This is a genomic window from Spirosoma liriopis (assembly GCF_023196085.1).
Lineage (GTDB): Bacteria > Bacteroidota > Bacteroidia > Cytophagales > Spirosomataceae > Spirosoma > Spirosoma oryzicola.
In genome coordinates, this window is the sequence record NZ_JALPRF010000002.1 from 1,132,431 (window position 1) to 1,146,578 (window position 14,148).

12 protein-coding genes and 1 tRNA gene are annotated in these 14,148 nt (G+C 48.8%); 3 read left to right on the plus strand and 10 right to left on the minus strand.

The features are described 5' to 3' along the window. Positions 1 to 97: 97 nt before the first annotated feature. From M0L20_RS13755 to M0L20_RS13775, 5 genes are all read right to left on the minus strand, one after another. On the minus strand, positions 98 to 1,525 hold the full coding sequence (locus M0L20_RS13755) for a DUF3987 domain-containing protein (protein ID WP_248477518.1): 1,428 nt from the start codon (positions 1,523 to 1,525) through the stop codon (positions 98 to 100). After that, positions 1,522 to 2,016: a hypothetical protein gene (locus M0L20_RS13760; protein ID WP_248477520.1), complete on the minus strand. Its 495-nt coding sequence runs from the start codon at positions 2,014 to 2,016 to the stop codon at positions 1,522 to 1,524. Before M0L20_RS13760 ends, M0L20_RS13755 begins: the two co-directional genes overlap by 4 nt. Positions 2,017 to 2,207: 191 nt before the next feature. After that, complete coding sequence (locus tag M0L20_RS13765; protein ID WP_248477522.1) at positions 2,208 to 2,633, minus strand: hypothetical protein; 426 nt, start codon at positions 2,631 to 2,633, stop codon at positions 2,208 to 2,210. A 12-nt stretch (positions 2,634 to 2,645) separates the two neighbouring features. Beyond that, positions 2,646 to 2,876, minus strand: coding sequence for a hypothetical protein (locus M0L20_RS13770; RefSeq protein ID WP_248477524.1), 231 nt, complete (start codon positions 2,874 to 2,876; stop codon positions 2,646 to 2,648). 111 nt (positions 2,877 to 2,987) lie between these two features. Further along, complete coding sequence (locus tag M0L20_RS13775; RefSeq protein WP_248477526.1) at positions 2,988 to 3,290, minus strand: hypothetical protein; 303 nt, start codon at positions 3,288 to 3,290, stop codon at positions 2,988 to 2,990. Between the two features lie 156 nt (positions 3,291 to 3,446). On the opposite strand from M0L20_RS13775, the gene M0L20_RS13780 reads away from it, so the two are divergent. The 3 genes from M0L20_RS13780 to M0L20_RS13790 all read left to right on the plus strand — a co-directional run bounded on the left by M0L20_RS13780 (position 3,447) and on the right by M0L20_RS13790 (position 4,813). Continuing rightward, on the plus strand, positions 3,447 to 3,857 hold the full coding sequence (locus M0L20_RS13780; protein ID WP_248477527.1) for a helix-turn-helix transcriptional regulator: 411 nt from the start codon (positions 3,447 to 3,449) through the stop codon (positions 3,855 to 3,857). Positions 3,858 to 3,892: 35 nt separating this feature from the next. Next, positions 3,893 to 4,501 (plus strand): hypothetical protein, encoded by a 609-nt coding sequence (locus M0L20_RS13785; protein ID WP_248477528.1) that lies wholly within the window; start codon positions 3,893 to 3,895, stop codon positions 4,499 to 4,501. 238 nt (positions 4,502 to 4,739) lie between these two features. Continuing rightward, a tRNA-Arg gene (locus M0L20_RS13790) sits at positions 4,740 to 4,813 on the plus strand. A 78-nt stretch (positions 4,814 to 4,891) separates the two neighbouring features. On the opposite strand, the gene M0L20_RS13795 is transcribed toward M0L20_RS13790, so the two are convergent. The 5 genes from M0L20_RS13795 to M0L20_RS13815 all read right to left on the minus strand — a co-directional run bounded on the left by M0L20_RS13795 (position 4,892) and on the right by M0L20_RS13815 (position 14,063). After that, complete coding sequence (locus tag M0L20_RS13795; protein ID WP_248477529.1) at positions 4,892 to 5,818, minus strand: YihY/virulence factor BrkB family protein; 927 nt, start codon at positions 5,816 to 5,818, stop codon at positions 4,892 to 4,894. Between the two features lie 222 nt (positions 5,819 to 6,040). Then, positions 6,041 to 6,226: a hypothetical protein gene (locus M0L20_RS13800; RefSeq protein ID WP_248477530.1), complete on the minus strand. Its 186-nt coding sequence runs from the start codon at positions 6,224 to 6,226 to the stop codon at positions 6,041 to 6,043. 186 nt (positions 6,227 to 6,412) lie between these two features. Next, positions 6,413 to 9,607 carry a TonB-dependent receptor gene (locus M0L20_RS13805; RefSeq protein WP_248477531.1) on the minus strand — a complete coding sequence of 1,065 codons (3,195 nt, stop codon included), beginning with the start codon at positions 9,605 to 9,607 and terminating at the stop codon, positions 6,413 to 6,415. Between the two features lie 214 nt (positions 9,608 to 9,821). After that, positions 9,822 to 13,178, minus strand: a complete 3,357-nt coding sequence (locus tag M0L20_RS13810) for a fibronectin type III domain-containing protein (protein WP_248477532.1) — start codon at positions 13,176 to 13,178, stop codon at positions 9,822 to 9,824. Positions 13,179 to 13,550: 372 nt separating this feature from the next. Then, positions 13,551 to 14,063, minus strand: a complete 513-nt coding sequence (locus M0L20_RS13815; protein WP_248477534.1) for a hypothetical protein — start codon at positions 14,061 to 14,063, stop codon at positions 13,551 to 13,553. Positions 14,064 to 14,148 lie beyond the last annotated feature (85 nt).

Genomic DNA, 14,148 nt, shown 5'->3' on the forward strand with positions numbered 1-14,148 from the left:
GTTGACTCTGGTTGACCAGTAGACTAAATTGATAGCCAGTAGATTACATTTCGAATTGTACTAAAAAGGGAATGTAACCGGTCAACCAGTCAACCCACTAGTAATTTTTAGCGTTGAAAGCGCCGGGGTACTTCTCCAGATAGTCTTTGTAGCGTTTGTTGATAGCCTGCTTCGATACGTCCAGATGTGCAGCTAAATCTTTTTGACTGTAGTTGAAGGAGCGTAATAAACTGGCAAATTCGAGGACCTGTGGCGGTACAATCATCTTCTGCTTGGCGGTCTGATAGGCCTCAAAACCGGACTGTAGAAAGTAATCACAACATAGCAACGCCCTGGCTACGTCTTCTTCATCTATCCACCCGGCCTTACGTAGATTAGGCTCCGTAAAAGTTGAATGCATCATTTTTAGAATCAGGCTCATGCGTAGCCCATATTCCTTTATTTTGCCCAATAGACCCGCCTGAACGCCACGTTCCTGAATGCTATCAATGTCATTGACCTTTTTAGTCTGAGTATCCTGCCAGTGCTGAAAGTATTTGATTGCTTGCGGATTGAGCTTATAAACCTGCGCGGTATCTTCCCGGTAGTCCATCGCTAGTTCTTCGTACAAACGCTTAATCATGTTGTTGTACGGGGAAATAATAGAGTCGTCGAGACGAAAGGATAGGTTAGGCGAAATGGCCTGATCTTTCTCGGCAAAGGCCCACAGGAAACGAAAGACGAATCCGGTTTCGAGCCGGTTTTTTTCGAAGAAGCGGTAGAGAATATTCGGCTGGGTCGAGCCGATCACGCTGGCGCACCAGTGATCTCGGTTCACAATGGTTAGTTTGCCGCCCGTTCGCTGAAGTCGAAACGAAGTAGTAGGCGACCAACCTCCTGTCCAGAACGATGCTTCCGATGCGCCTGATTTATAGCGCTCCATGTCGTCCAGCCACTTTACCAACTCATCTTCGTAGCGGGCAATGCCCTTGAAGTTGTGGCCGAACACGTCCTTTACCAGCGCTTCGAAGGTGATATCCTGTACAATGACCACCTTCATGGGTACATACTCTGAACTAGAACTCGTTAGCTCATCAAGTTCGTCGTCCGGCGATTTATTGCTTCTGGCCTCCAGGCTATCGTAATAATCCCTGTCGAACTTCTCCTGCATCTTATAAAAGGGTTTCATCAATACACCCTGCACCATCGATTTACCCGATGAACTGATCCCTACCGAAGCGCCCCACATCGACAGACCCACTTCCCAACTGCCTGTCGAGGCCCGCAGAGCCGAGCCGATGGCAATACTACCAGCCTGTAAAAGCGTTAGCCCAATAAAGGCTCGTTCGCCCTTCAAATCGCCAACCAATCCCGCAATTAAAGGCTGTATGGGTTGGGGAAAAACGTGTAGTGGAAATTGAAGGCTTTTACGACGTTTTTTAGTCTCCGCATCTAGGTCATCATCGGTCAGAACGGCGGCATATGGACTCGTCTCCAGCGCGGGTAATTTACTTTGAAAAGGTTGAAATGGCTGGTACGTTTTCATAGGCCGAAATCGAACGAAAGGAAGGAAAGTAAGCGGCTGGCTTCCTGCTCAGACAGGTCAACAGGGCCAGCCGCTGTCATTAATTTTTTGGATTGAGGCCGGAAAACGAATTGACCGCTGGTTGACAGAACAAGGTCATTACTAACCTTATACATCCGTTCAGAAGGCTGTTCAACCGTCACTTCATTGTGTACTATATGACCGGTACTGTAGTCGTTTTTCTGATGGACGTATTCTTCGGAATAGATCTCTTTCCGGTCATTGTAATTCATGGTATCTCCGTGGACGTGGCGGGGCGTTTGAGCCTGCACATCCAGCGAACTAATTAGATCAACAGCTTGATCGAAAGCACGTTCCAAGGTTGCTAGTTGAGCTGAGTTCTGATTCCGAAACTGATTGAAAATGTCTGCGGCTTCCGAACTAGCCTGAGCAAAGGCCATCTTTTTAGAAGCTAGAACGTCAATACGTTGCGGTTTTTGTCGTTCACTCATGGTCATAGGGACTAGTAGGTTTTAATGAGTGAAAAAATGCTTCCATGCGCTTGGGAATCAGCCAACTGGATAGGATCAATAGCAGCATGAACAGCACGAATGCTAGGCTGAGTAATATGGACTTCATAGAGTAGAGAGAGAATATGCGATTCGGAGCCATCAGATACGGCTTCAAATCAAGAAGACACCGCTTAGGCATACAAGGACAGACCAACCAGCGTGGTAGGGCGGATCACTGAGACTAGCAATTCGCCGGTTAGTTTCCAGTATTCGGCGTTGGTTAACGCTGGAATTAGCGCCAGTCGTGATGCGCTAACAACAACCCGTTCAACCTTGAGGAAACGTTTCAAAAGAGCCAGTTCATAAGCGTCGATAATCAAATTATGCGCTTCGTTATCTAGCTGGCTAAGCAGGAAATCATCAAGCTCAATAAGGTGGTTTTGACTTAGATCGTGTGGAATCGAAACGTCGTGATACTTATCCAGTAGCACTGTATAAACCCGCTTTTGGAGTACTTCCATAAGGCCAGCGGGCATTTCTATCGCATAGAAGTTGAAGTGATTCAGGGCCTTAGGTTGAACCGGTTTCGGTTTGATGACTGTCAGTAACTTGAACATCCTTTTGTTAGTTTAATCGTTGCACCCGTAGCGGGTATTTAGTGTTTGTTTGATTTTTTCAGTCAAAGTGTACAGCGCATTGTACCAGGCTATTTCAGAGGCTATCATTGGCCGTTTGACACGGTCCCACCCAGCAATAGCGTTCTCAGCTCTGGCCAGCAGGCGGTACAGATTGTGGTCGGTTTCGAGATCCAACTGAGCGTAATCGAAATCAGATTGCATCGCATCCGAGAGACTAATCATGGCGGACGTTGGCGGACGTTGGCGGACGTTGAAGAATTGATATATGATCAGTTTTATCCACAAAAAAAACAGTAGTGACTCCATATGTTTCCATTGTTATATAATTGATTATTAGTTGGTTGCTTTCTTCATGTTGAACCGTTTCAATCGGTCGGCTGTCTCAACATCCTTGTCAGAAAAATGACTTGCCGCTTTTTCTACGAGGTCGGTAAACTCAGGGTCTGCAACGCGGCCTAGCCACGCATTATGCCAGCGAGTGGCATTGGTTAACTTGTCGAGTTCAGGAGCTTTTTCAGCCACATATTCCATGACGGCCTGCTGTCCAACAGACTCAGGTAATCGTTTTTTTGCGTCTAACATGCGCTGGCGGCAGGCTTGCGATGCAGAAACCGCTCGTACTCTTCTTTTGACCATCCTTATAGCCGTTTATTCGTTTGCGTAATAGGTTGACAATGGATACCGTTTTTCCCGTATTTTAGCACTGCTATTTCGGGTAGTGTCCCTTTTGGTAGTACTAAAGTAGCTGTTTGGTTGACAGTTGTCAATCTTTGAACGATATATTTTTTTTGAATGCCGGCATTTAAAGAGATACTCCTAAACTTAATGAAGCGCAATGGCCTGAAGCAGACAGACTTAGCGCAAGAGTTGAGCATTTCAAGACAAGCAGTAAATAAGTGGTTTACGAAAGGGTATAAGCCCGAACTTGAGCATATCCCCAAACTTTTAGAGCTGTTCAAAATAACTTCGGACGACTTTTTTAGGATGTTGAACGACGAAGATGTAAACCAAACATATACAAGTCAACCTTCTACCCAACAATATGTATCGTTCGAAGAAGCTTTGCAGATGCAGAAAAAGATTTCAGAGCTACAGGAACAGGTAATTAAATACCAAGCGAAGGAGTTGGAAGAAAAAAATCGTCAGATCGACAACAAGAACGAGTTGAGTCCTGATAAGGACACTACTACTACTTCACGCTAGCCTTAATTGATAGAAACATCAATTTTAAACTACACATGAGTAAAAAAAATCTACCTAATGGCGCGTTGAAATGGGTTATTGGAATACCAGCAACCTTACTACTACTACTCTTTATAATTGGTCTATTAGCTCCTGATTCGGTAAAAGCCAAGCGGAAGCCAGCAGAGGAAGTGACGACCGTAGAAAAAGCCCCTCAGTTGATCAAAAAGGCAAAAATTTATTCATGGGCTGAACTGCCCACAGCCGTAAAAACGCAGGTTGGCGAGTACAATAGTTTTTACAAAGGCGGTTGGTCAACAAACAGATCGACTCGGTTTGATAGGCAGGAAGCCTATTACGTTAACGCTACGATTAACAATAAGCAACTAGCAGAACTTAGTCAGTCTAAAGGCTTCGAGCCTGAGCATGTCCTATCTGAAAAGCCAATCTATTTGTACGGTAAATACAAGAACCGTTGGACGTTTCAGGACCAGCAAGGTGAGATTAGTGAGACCACCAAATTTGAAGGATTTAATACGATTCAGGTCGATAGGGTAGGCGATCAGGACGCGGTTTGGATTGGACCAATCCCCCAAAAGCCTACGCAGATGACAATTTTAGGTCGTGGCGACGATCTTGAAAATAAACCTGTTTACCGCTTCTAAGGGTATGAAAATTGGCAGATTATTGGCAGCTGGCAGTATAAAATCGCAAATTGGCAACTATATTCTTGGTAATCTAGTGGCGCTCAGCGTATATTTGTGTGCTTTTAGTGCCGGCAACAACAGGTTCGAATCCTGCCACCCCGACACAAAAAGTTTATAGTTTTTGAGTTTTATAGTTTTCAGTTGGTTATGTTAACTGTAAACTTTTCAACCGAAAGCTATAAACTTTTTTTTATTTGGTCCCGTAGCTCAGCTGGATAGAGCATCTGCCTTCTAAGCAGACGGTCAAGCGTTCGAATCGCTTCGGGGTCACATTGATTATAAGCCGGTTAGCTTCGTTGCTGATTGGCTTTTTTATTTTAGGTCTTACTAGCTTCTAACGCTCCATTGCTACTTGTCGGCAGTTGTGCTCGATGGGTCTTCCTCGGTGATTGTAAAGGAAATGGCTCTGCTGTTGGGCGTGACTTCCTGATGCGTCCACTCACTGTATCGACGGGTAAACGCGGCTCCGTAATAGAAAATTAGGGATGCATAAAAAATAAAGAGCAGTACTAAAATGATTGCTCCTGATTGCCCGTACATCGACGCGACCGGACTGTTGATTAGTAAGCGATTTAAAACGCTCTCTCCCGCTTTGAAAAGAACACTGGTAAATAGCGCACCCAGCCAGACGGATTGCCAGGGTATGCGTATGTCAGGTAGAAACTTGAGCAGGCTGGCAAACCAAACGACGCGGATAAGTATCGAGACCGAATAATGCCCCAAACCTGTCAGTTCGTTGTAGTAGGATAGTGAGGAAAGCGACAAACTGTTGCCCGTCACCGTCATCAACTGCTCGACGGCTACCGATAAGCTAAGCAACAAGCCTGATCCAATGATAATGGCTAAAGCAACCAGTTTATCGACCAGTGTGTACAATACGTTACGGCCGGGTTTTGGTTTAATGTTCCAGAGCTGGTTGAGCGAATTTTTTAAGATGGCAAACAACGTCGTTGATGCTACAAACAACAGCACAAAGCCAAGAATCGTTAGCAGCGGGTCTGGTTTAGGCTGCTGAAGGCGTTGCGAAATGTCTTCCAGTTGGCTAGCGCTTTTATGACCAAACAATTCAGCTAACTCCTCGATTAGCGCCCCGCTGATGTACTGATAGCGTTTGTTGAAAAGTTGACTAAATACACTGCTAAGGATAATAACGATAGGAGGCAAGGCGAAAAAGGCAAAGAAAGCGGTGGCTCCTGCCATACGAATCGGGTCATTAGCCCGCAACGTATCGAGCGCTTGTTTCAAAAGCTGGAAGGCCGAAATCGCTTTTTTCACAGGGAAACAGTCTGGGTGCATGAAGACAACCCGCTGCTTAGGTCTAGAGTTTATTGCAGGCTTGCTAAATACAGGCAGGCCGCTGTTTGGTACTAACACAAATAAGCCAGGTATCAACTGATGCCTGGCTTACCTTATCTTGACTATTTCATGCACTTCCTTAACTACTGATAGGCGTAGATAGCAGCAATCGTGAGGATTCGGCACGTCAGCATTCTTGGCTTAGTTGACACCCCATTTTACTTTGATCTTTCGGATCTCGTCGAGAATAAAACGGATACGGTAATCAAGGAAAGCCACCCGCCTTTTTATTGACTGCTGACGCTCCACGATTGCCTTTAGTCTGGATGCTGCCAGCCTGGTTTTTTCCTGCATAATCTGTTGCGGAATGGTCAGTCTGTTTTTCATGGCTTTTGTAAAGGTTAGTCGATAAAACAAATAAGCCGGACCCAATATGGGCCCGGCTTACCTAGTTCTAAATCTATCAAATGTACCTGCTATTAACACCAGCAAGCCGAATAAGATGTGAATCGTGAGGATTCGGTACACATGCGCGGTAACTTCATCCGCAACGATGCGTTAGCGAATCATCCTTTAGAAGCTGTAACGCGCTCCGATCTGAACCTGGAATGGGTCGCCCGAGGGGGTTACAACACCCGTGTTGTTGACGCGGTACGTGAACTGCTGCGTTGTCTGGCTGAAACCGGGTACGGCTGCCGTACTGCCCGAAGCCGGAATACCAAGGGCGTAGAGGGACTGTGTACCCAGCGAGCGGTTGATACCCCAGTCTTTGTTCAGGAAGTTAGCAAAGTTGAAGATGTCAGCTGAGACCTCAACTGCGTGGTTTTTATGCAGTCTGAACCGCTTAAGCGCCCGTATATCGAATACGCCGTAGAAGCCGTTGATCCCGCCGTTCCGTTCCGCAATCCGACCCGAATAGGCGTTGATGTAATTTTTCAGACTTTGGCTGGCCGCACCGCTTTCCAATAATGTTTGCAGACCCGACCGTACGTTTGCCGGTACGCCTTCGCTGTTGCGGTCAAAGACGAACGCCAGATCGTTGGTAGCTACGAAATCAGCGTTGGTGTTAGCACCCGACAGCAACGAATATCGTGTACCACCGATGCCTGAGTAACGAACGCCCAGGGTAATACCAAAGAATGAAGGCAGCGTACCGTAGAACACAACTTTGTGCCGGAAATGGTTGTCCGAATAGGTCATTCGGCTCAGGTTGCGCGGATCGTCTTTAACCGGCAGCGACAGCGTTGCGGTGTTTGCTACGTTACCGTTGTACGATGTATTGTCGTGGGTATCGTTCCAGGTGTAGCTGGCCGTAACTTCGCCATCGCGGAAATATTGCCAGGTAGCATCCGCCACAACCGCAAACTGATTGACGCGTCCTTCGCTGTTCAACTCCAGTACCCGACCCAGTTTCTTGCTGATACGGCCCTGCTGCCAGTCACCCACACCACTCGATGGCATGCTCGCGAGGGGTACGTACACCCCCCGGTTGTCTTCGTTGGCGAGTCGGAAAAATGGATCGGTTACCATGTTCCGGTCAACGTACATGTAGTTGTTCCGACCCAGCGACATGTAGCCCGCAATACCGACTCGTAACTTTTCGGTCAGGAAGTGTGTGTACGATAGGTTTGCTTTGTAAAGCATCGGGATCTTTGCGTTTGGCCCCGTCATGTTGATGGTTGGCACCTGGAAAGCCGCCAGCGTTGGAATGTTGGCCGCACTCTGCCGGTAGGCTGTAAAATCAGGTGTTGGTACGTCAGCACCCCGCACGTCAACCGTAGCAAAATGCTTTCCGTCGAAGGTCAGGTTGTTGATCAGCATGTAGTTGTTAATGTCCGAGGCAAACACTCCCGCACCGAAGCGAACAAAATCTTTATGCTGCTCATTCACGTCCCAGTTAAACTGCAAGCGAGGCTGTACGATAAACGATTTGATCTGATTGTCGGTCCGTAGGTTTAGTTCGTCGAACACCAGTTGGTTAAACTGCGCTTTCGGATAGTGTGCGTAGTCGAAGCGTAAACCTGCCGTCATTTCCAGACCCCGTGCCAACTGGGTACTCAACTGACCATAAACACCGGCGTTGATGGTGTTTCCAACCACCGTGGGGTCCGCTACCAGAGGCACCTCCCGATAGTACCGGTACGGTTGCAGCGCGTTGAATTTGTCGAGCGACGACGTACTTCCATCAACGTTATAGTGGAACCGGCCATTCACCTCACTGCCGTACAGCGAACGAGCGTGGGTGTACATCAGGTCCAGTCCGAACGTGTATTGAATTCGGTCGGTATTGTAGTACAGGTTGTCGACCAGTTGCACGACATTGTTGGTAAAGCCTTCCTGCGCGAAGCGGTGACCACCCATCTGGATGTTGGTTGAGAGCGTGCGTCCATCGACCGTCGAAACCACGTTTTCTACGATGTTACGTGGAATGTTGGCGGCTGGCAGCTGATCGCCGGGACCGCTTTTCTGGTAGGTGTAGAGGTGCTGAAGTTTTAGCTCGTTGGTTATTTTGGGCGTAAACGTCGTGCGGAGCGTCGCCAGCAAGCTGTTGTCAATGTTGTAGTCGTTCCCGTACGATTCGTAGATGTTGATGGCCGTATTATCCGCCAGACCCAGCTTGTTGCGGTCGTTGGTGTAGTTGTTCCGGATGGTCAGCAGGTTGTTCTGGTTGATCTGCCAGTCGATACGAGCGAAGGCGGCATCCGAACCCCGGTTTTTGTCGAACGTACCGTACTGAGGGGTGTTCGATACGCCATATTTGCTGCGGGCGATGTCAACGAAGCGGTCGAGTGTGGTGCGGGTTACGTTGAAGCGGCTTTCGTCGAGGGATGTTTGCACATCAGCGATGATCAACGGGCGAGAATCCTGCTGGTGGTCCCAGACAACGAAGTAGTGAAGTTTGTCTTTGATGATCGGTCCGCCCAGCGAGAAGCCGAACTGATTGGTCGAGAACTTATTGTTCCGCAGGTTACCGCGAATGTCGTACTTGCTCGATAGCCAGTTGGCACGGGTGTAGTTGAAAACGCTACCGGTCAGTTTGTTCGTGCCCGATTTGGTCACGGCGCTGACGATACCACCCCCGGCGCGGCCATAAACCACGTCATACTGGTTGGTGATGACCTTAAATTCCCGAACGGCTTCAATCGAGATCGAGTAGGGGGCACCGCTACGGCTGGTCGTTGCACCCGCCGAGGTTGGGTTTTTGGCCGTCATCCCGTCGATGGTATAGTTCGTCGATGAGCCGATCTGCCCCGATAGGTTACCGTTATTGCCACTTAAGGGCGACAGGTTAACGAGCGAGGTAAAGTTACGGCCATTGACTGGCATGGTGATAAGCGTTTTGGCCGTGATTGCCGTGGCTGCACCCAGGTTGTCCGTCTTGTTTTTCAGACCCGATGCCACCACCTGTACGACTTCCAGATCCTGACCCGTTTCCTGCATGGTCAGGTTAATTCGAATCGCGTCGCCCTGGTTGACCATGTAGCCAGTCCGGCGCTGTTCGCCCAGCCCAACCGCCGTAGACCAGATGGTGTAAGGCCCGCCCAGCGGCAGTTCTTTAAGCTGGTATTCACCCTGCGCGTTGGTGACAGTACCGGTCGAAAAGCCCGTCGATTCGTTGCGGACTCGAACGGTAGCGCCCGGTAGCGGAGATTTCTGATTGTCGGTAATTACTCCCGAAATGGAAGCCTGGGTTGTTTGAGCGACTAGGTTACGACTAGCCAAACAACTCACGAGAAAGAGAATTGTAGTAAGTAGATACGTTTTCATGAAGAGGAAGCGTAAAATTTCCTGCTGCAAAGAGAGCGTACCTACTTTACTTCGACGTTACCGGTCTGTTACCAATTTGTGACCTTTGTTGCCCAATAATGAAGCAATTGTGTCGGATATGTGAAGAGAGCTATGCCCAAACTAACGGTTTGTACATAACTCATGGAAAACCCACGGCAAATGCTTCGCGGTGCTACTTTTTCAGCTAAATGTACTATTGGATTAATGTTAAGCGAGCGCCGGCCATCCACGTTAATTTGACCGGCTGTTCATAGAAAATACTACGAATTGTTGCCTGGTAGGTTGGTGGAAGCGTTACCGCGTGTTTCAGCCGTACCACATCCGAAGCCATAGGCAGACGGCCACACGACCAGATAGCAACCTCGTTCCAGTAGCCGCTCCGAAGCGTGTACATCTGGTCGCAGGCAGCTTTTGTCTGAAACGTAGACGAGTTCGAAAAGGCAGAGCTTTCGGTCGGCGAACAAATACTTCTGATTTGCCACTCATACTGCGTGGAGTTGGCTAGTCCGCTTAGCGTATAAGTACCAGAATTTCCGATGGAGAGGTTACTGACTATTGTCCAGTCTGCTGAGCCTACCACCCGCCAGCGGATCTCCGCCCGCGTGTCGGTGGTTCCGCCGTAAAAATACCAGCTAAACGTTGCCGAGTTTTCGGTAATCGTATGCGTATACAATGAATTGGGAACAGAGCAGGGTACCGTTGAAAAGGTAGCCGTTACCGAATAGTCCGAATACTGGTCGTCCTGACAATGCGTTCGTAACTGCCATTCATAATTCGTACCTGTTGCAAGATCCGTAAGAGTTATAGCACTGCCCGTCAGATTATCGCGCGATATCCAGTCTGCTGAGCCTACCCGACGGTAGCGTAGATCGTAACGGACATCGATTCCCGTCGGATTCCAGTTCAGACTGGCACTCGTTACTGTAATCGTACCAGTGTACATATTGTCTGGCATTCGGCATCGGGTGGTAAAAGCAGGCCCCGACACAAAGGCGGTGTTGTTCGACGGTGAGCACGTCGTTTTGACCTGCCATTCATACGTGGTGTTATTTGCTAAGCCGGTTACGTTATAGCTACCGTTGGAAAGCGAAGCCGTCAGGCTACTAACCGTCGTCCAGTCAGGACTGCCCACGGCCCGGTACCGTATCTCGTAGGTAGTTCCTGCTTCGTTCTCTACGTACCAGTATAACTGTGCCGACGAAGAGGTCACGAAGGAAGCGTAAAGGCCACCTGTGAACGGGACATTGCATTGCGTTGTAAATGTAGCGACTGCCGAATAATCGGATTGGGTACTGGACGAACACCGGTGACTGACACGCCATTCGTAGGAGCTATTAGTCTGTAAACCCGTCAGCGAAAAGAACGTAGAAGGCTGGTTACTGACAGTGGTCCAGTCGGTGCTTCCCGAAGGCCGGTACTGAATGTCATAAGTACTGTTTGATTCGGAACTTCCGTTTATGTACCACGACAACGCAGCGCCGGTGGCCGTTGCTCTACTGTATAGGCTTGCAGGAACCAGACAGCGCGTCGTGAAGTAGCTCGACGGCGAAAAATCAGACTGGTCTGCTGCCGAGCAAATACTTCTGACCTGCCATTCGTATTGCGTATCGTTCGCCAAGCCCGTAAACGTATAGTCAGTCGTAGTCAATCCTGAAATCACCTTCCAGTCTGCGGTTCCTACCGGACGGTAGCGAATCTCTGATTGACGACCGACTTCGTAATAGTTCAGATACCAGGTCACATAAGCGGATGCCGATACTACATAAGGTGCTGTCAGTGAGTAGGGAGGCAGGCAGGATAAGGTCGAGAAGGTCTGAAGGGCAATAAAATCAGTACTGACCGTTGGTAAGCAGACGCTTTGAACCTGCCATTCGTAGGCCGTCGAAGGGGATAAACCAGTGAGCGAATAAGACGTGGCTGTTAGGCTGTTGACCGTTGTCCAGTCAGGGGTTCCGGCTGCCCGCCAGCGTAGGGTATACGTTTGGTTGGGAGCTGTGCCATTCCAGTAGATGTTGGCTGATGTGCGTGATGAATACGCACTCGGGAAGGTTGGCTGCAAACAGGGGATAGTAAAACGAACCGGCCCTTCATATCGGTCACTTCCCGTGGCGCGGACCCGCCATTCGTAGGTAGCGTTGCTGGCCAATCCATAGAGAATGGTCGTATTGGATGGTATACCGGACTTACTGGTCCAGTCGGCGTCACCAACGGCCCGCCATTGCACTTCGTAAGTGATACCGGTTCCTAAAGCAGGCCAGGTCAGTTGTGCGCTATTACCGACGAGGGTTGTCGTCAGACCAGCACTGACCACAATGTCAATGGTTGAGCTAAGGCTGCCCGTAGTTGTATTCGAAGGACGTATCCGGTAGTAGTATCGAGTTTGCAGGGTTGTTTTTGAATCAACGAAAGTGGTTGTGTTGGGACCTACTCCGCCAACGGGAACAAAGCTCCCGTTTGGTGACGTGGAGCGTTCGATGAAAAAGCCCATCTCATTGTCCGAATTATCCTGCCAGGTCAAGGTAATAATAGTACCGCTCAGGCTGGCGATCAGGTTACTGGGTGCTGTAACGTTGCTCGGTGGCGCATTAAGGGAGTAGTTCGTGTGGCTTTGGCGAAGGGCCAGAGCCGCCTGCATCCGGTCGAACTGCCCCGCCGTAAAATCGTGCGTACAGGGATAATAATACGACATGATGTTTGTTATGGATGGCGAATAAGGGGCTCCATTCGCATCGCGGGCCGTACTGTTGGGATCGTATTGCGGACAACCGTTTACATAAATTGTTGATGCTCCTGCCTTGTTATAGGGGTCAGCGGGCGTATCGCAGATTAAATCGCCGTCTGTCGTGCAGTTGGCCCCGGCTCCCCGCGTAACCAGCTCGGTAGTTGTACCACTCCCTAGCGTACCATTTCCTGGATTTTGACCAAAGGTGTGAATAAGGCTAAAGTTATGCCCTAACTCGTGGGGAATCAACTGGTTGCCCAAGTATTCGAGAGAACCGGAATTACTAGCTACGATAAACGAACGAGTAGAGAAGAGGGCGTCGTACGGATAATAAGCATAGCCACCCAAACCTGGATTGGCAAAGCTATTGACATAGTACTGATTCATGGCGTTGGGCGCGTCACGGCCATCAACCGACGAACCCTCCGGGTACGGAAAATTAGAATACAAGCCATCGTTGTCAATGTAATCGGGGCTGGTGCCGGAAAAATAAAATTGAATACCGTAACCGTTTGACAGGTAATAGCTATTAGTAATGGCCATGACCTGATTCAGATTGGCCAGACTGAACCCTTCGGTTCCATTGCTCTTCCGAAAAATGTGAGGGCGAATGGGAACGTAGGTAATTGCTGTAAAGGCGGCTCCCGATGCTCGTTTGCGTTCCAGTGCCAGATTCGCCTGCTTTACCAGCGCACGAGCTTGCTCTACTGTTAAATCGGTTGTACCGCATGTGGGCAGCTGTGGACGCGACTGGGCCCACAGCTGGTTGCTGACAAGCCATGAGAATAAAAGCAGAAAGGTTAAAAGCGAGGTAAAACGTTTATGCATACAGTAAGGCGTAAGAAATAAGTTAATAGGCCAAGTTTGGGTGGAAAACTAGATAAAAGAGCGAAAAAATTGTCTGTAATTGAGTGCACAGTTCCGTAAATGTAAACAGACGTCGGCACTTTTTAAGCCATCGATAAGAAGACTTTACAGATATAAACAAAACCAAAGTAACCCCGCTTGCTTTAGAGCATAGCAGAGGAACTCGGGCGTCGGCTCTGAGTTAATTTGTATAATAAGAACTGGAGTGACCTTGCGGCCAACTGGAGAAAATAAGGAGATAAAAGACAGACGTAATTCAGTTCAACTAGCGAATTTCGGAGCTAAGCGCATCGTTTGCCGAAGTAAAGAGTACCGTTGTCTGCTCGTTTGTTGCTAGGGGTATCGACTGAACCAGAATCTTTGTTTGTAGGCCGCAGCGCCAGGAGCAATCGGAGTAGGGTAAAAATCATTGGGCAGGCCCGAATCCATTCGGGAGTTGTGACCTTGCTGCTCATTAGGGGCCGCGATTTCGGTACGCCAGGCTGGTTTTGGCGTGATACCTTGTTTGGTACTGGGCGTGGCGAAGCGCACTGGTGAAATCAGTGTGTCTAGATCGGAGGCAAGCCGATAAGATATGATCGTCTGGCCGTCAGCTTGCTTTACCCGTTCCTCCACGACAACAAAAGCGCCCGACGAAGCAGATTGGGCGATAGCCTGATCAACCGTGAGAAGAAGCAGTGCGACAACCAATGATTTAGGTACCGACAGACGAACTGATTCGATTAAGCAGGATCTATTTACGACTCTAATTACAAATGCGATAGATGCGGCATAGCGATCTGCATTTACGCAACGTTTCAGCGCTTTGCTCACGCTATAGAACGGAATAGACAGATGATAGAGCATAGTAAAAAACGGTTCGATACCATGGCTGAATTGCTTTGCGCCGTTTCGTATGCTGTACGACTGCTAAGCCTAAACGGCATAATGA

Excerpts from the sequence above, each read along its gene's own strand:
- M0L20_RS13755 (WP_248477518.1), bottom strand. The coding sequence starts at position 1,525 with ATGAAAACGTACCAGCCATTTCAACCTTTTCAAAGTAAATTACCCGCG.
- M0L20_RS13760 (WP_248477520.1), bottom strand. The coding sequence starts at position 2,016 with ATGAGTGAACGACAAAAACCGCAACGTATTGACGTTCTAGCTTCTAAA.
- M0L20_RS13765 (WP_248477522.1), bottom strand. The coding sequence starts at position 2,633 with ATGTTCAAGTTACTGACAGTCATCAAACCGAAACCGGTTCAACCTAAG.
- M0L20_RS13770 (WP_248477524.1), bottom strand. The coding sequence starts at position 2,876 with ATGATTAGTCTCTCGGATGCGATGCAATCTGATTTCGATTACGCTCAG.
- M0L20_RS13775 (WP_248477526.1), bottom strand. The coding sequence starts at position 3,290 with ATGGTCAAAAGAAGAGTACGAGCGGTTTCTGCATCGCAAGCCTGCCGC.
- M0L20_RS13780 (WP_248477527.1), top strand. The coding sequence starts at position 3,447 with ATGCCGGCATTTAAAGAGATACTCCTAAACTTAATGAAGCGCAATGGC.
- M0L20_RS13785 (WP_248477528.1), top strand. The coding sequence starts at position 3,893 with ATGAGTAAAAAAAATCTACCTAATGGCGCGTTGAAATGGGTTATTGGA.
- M0L20_RS13800 (WP_248477530.1), bottom strand. The coding sequence starts at position 6,226 with ATGAAAAACAGACTGACCATTCCGCAACAGATTATGCAGGAAAAAACC.
- M0L20_RS13805 (WP_248477531.1), bottom strand. The coding sequence starts at position 9,607 with ATGAAAACGTATCTACTTACTACAATTCTCTTTCTCGTGAGTTGTTTG.
- M0L20_RS13810 (WP_248477532.1), bottom strand. The coding sequence starts at position 13,178 with ATGCATAAACGTTTTACCTCGCTTTTAACCTTTCTGCTTTTATTCTCA.
- M0L20_RS13815 (WP_248477534.1), bottom strand. The coding sequence starts at position 14,063 with ATGCTCTATCATCTGTCTATTCCGTTCTATAGCGTGAGCAAAGCGCTG.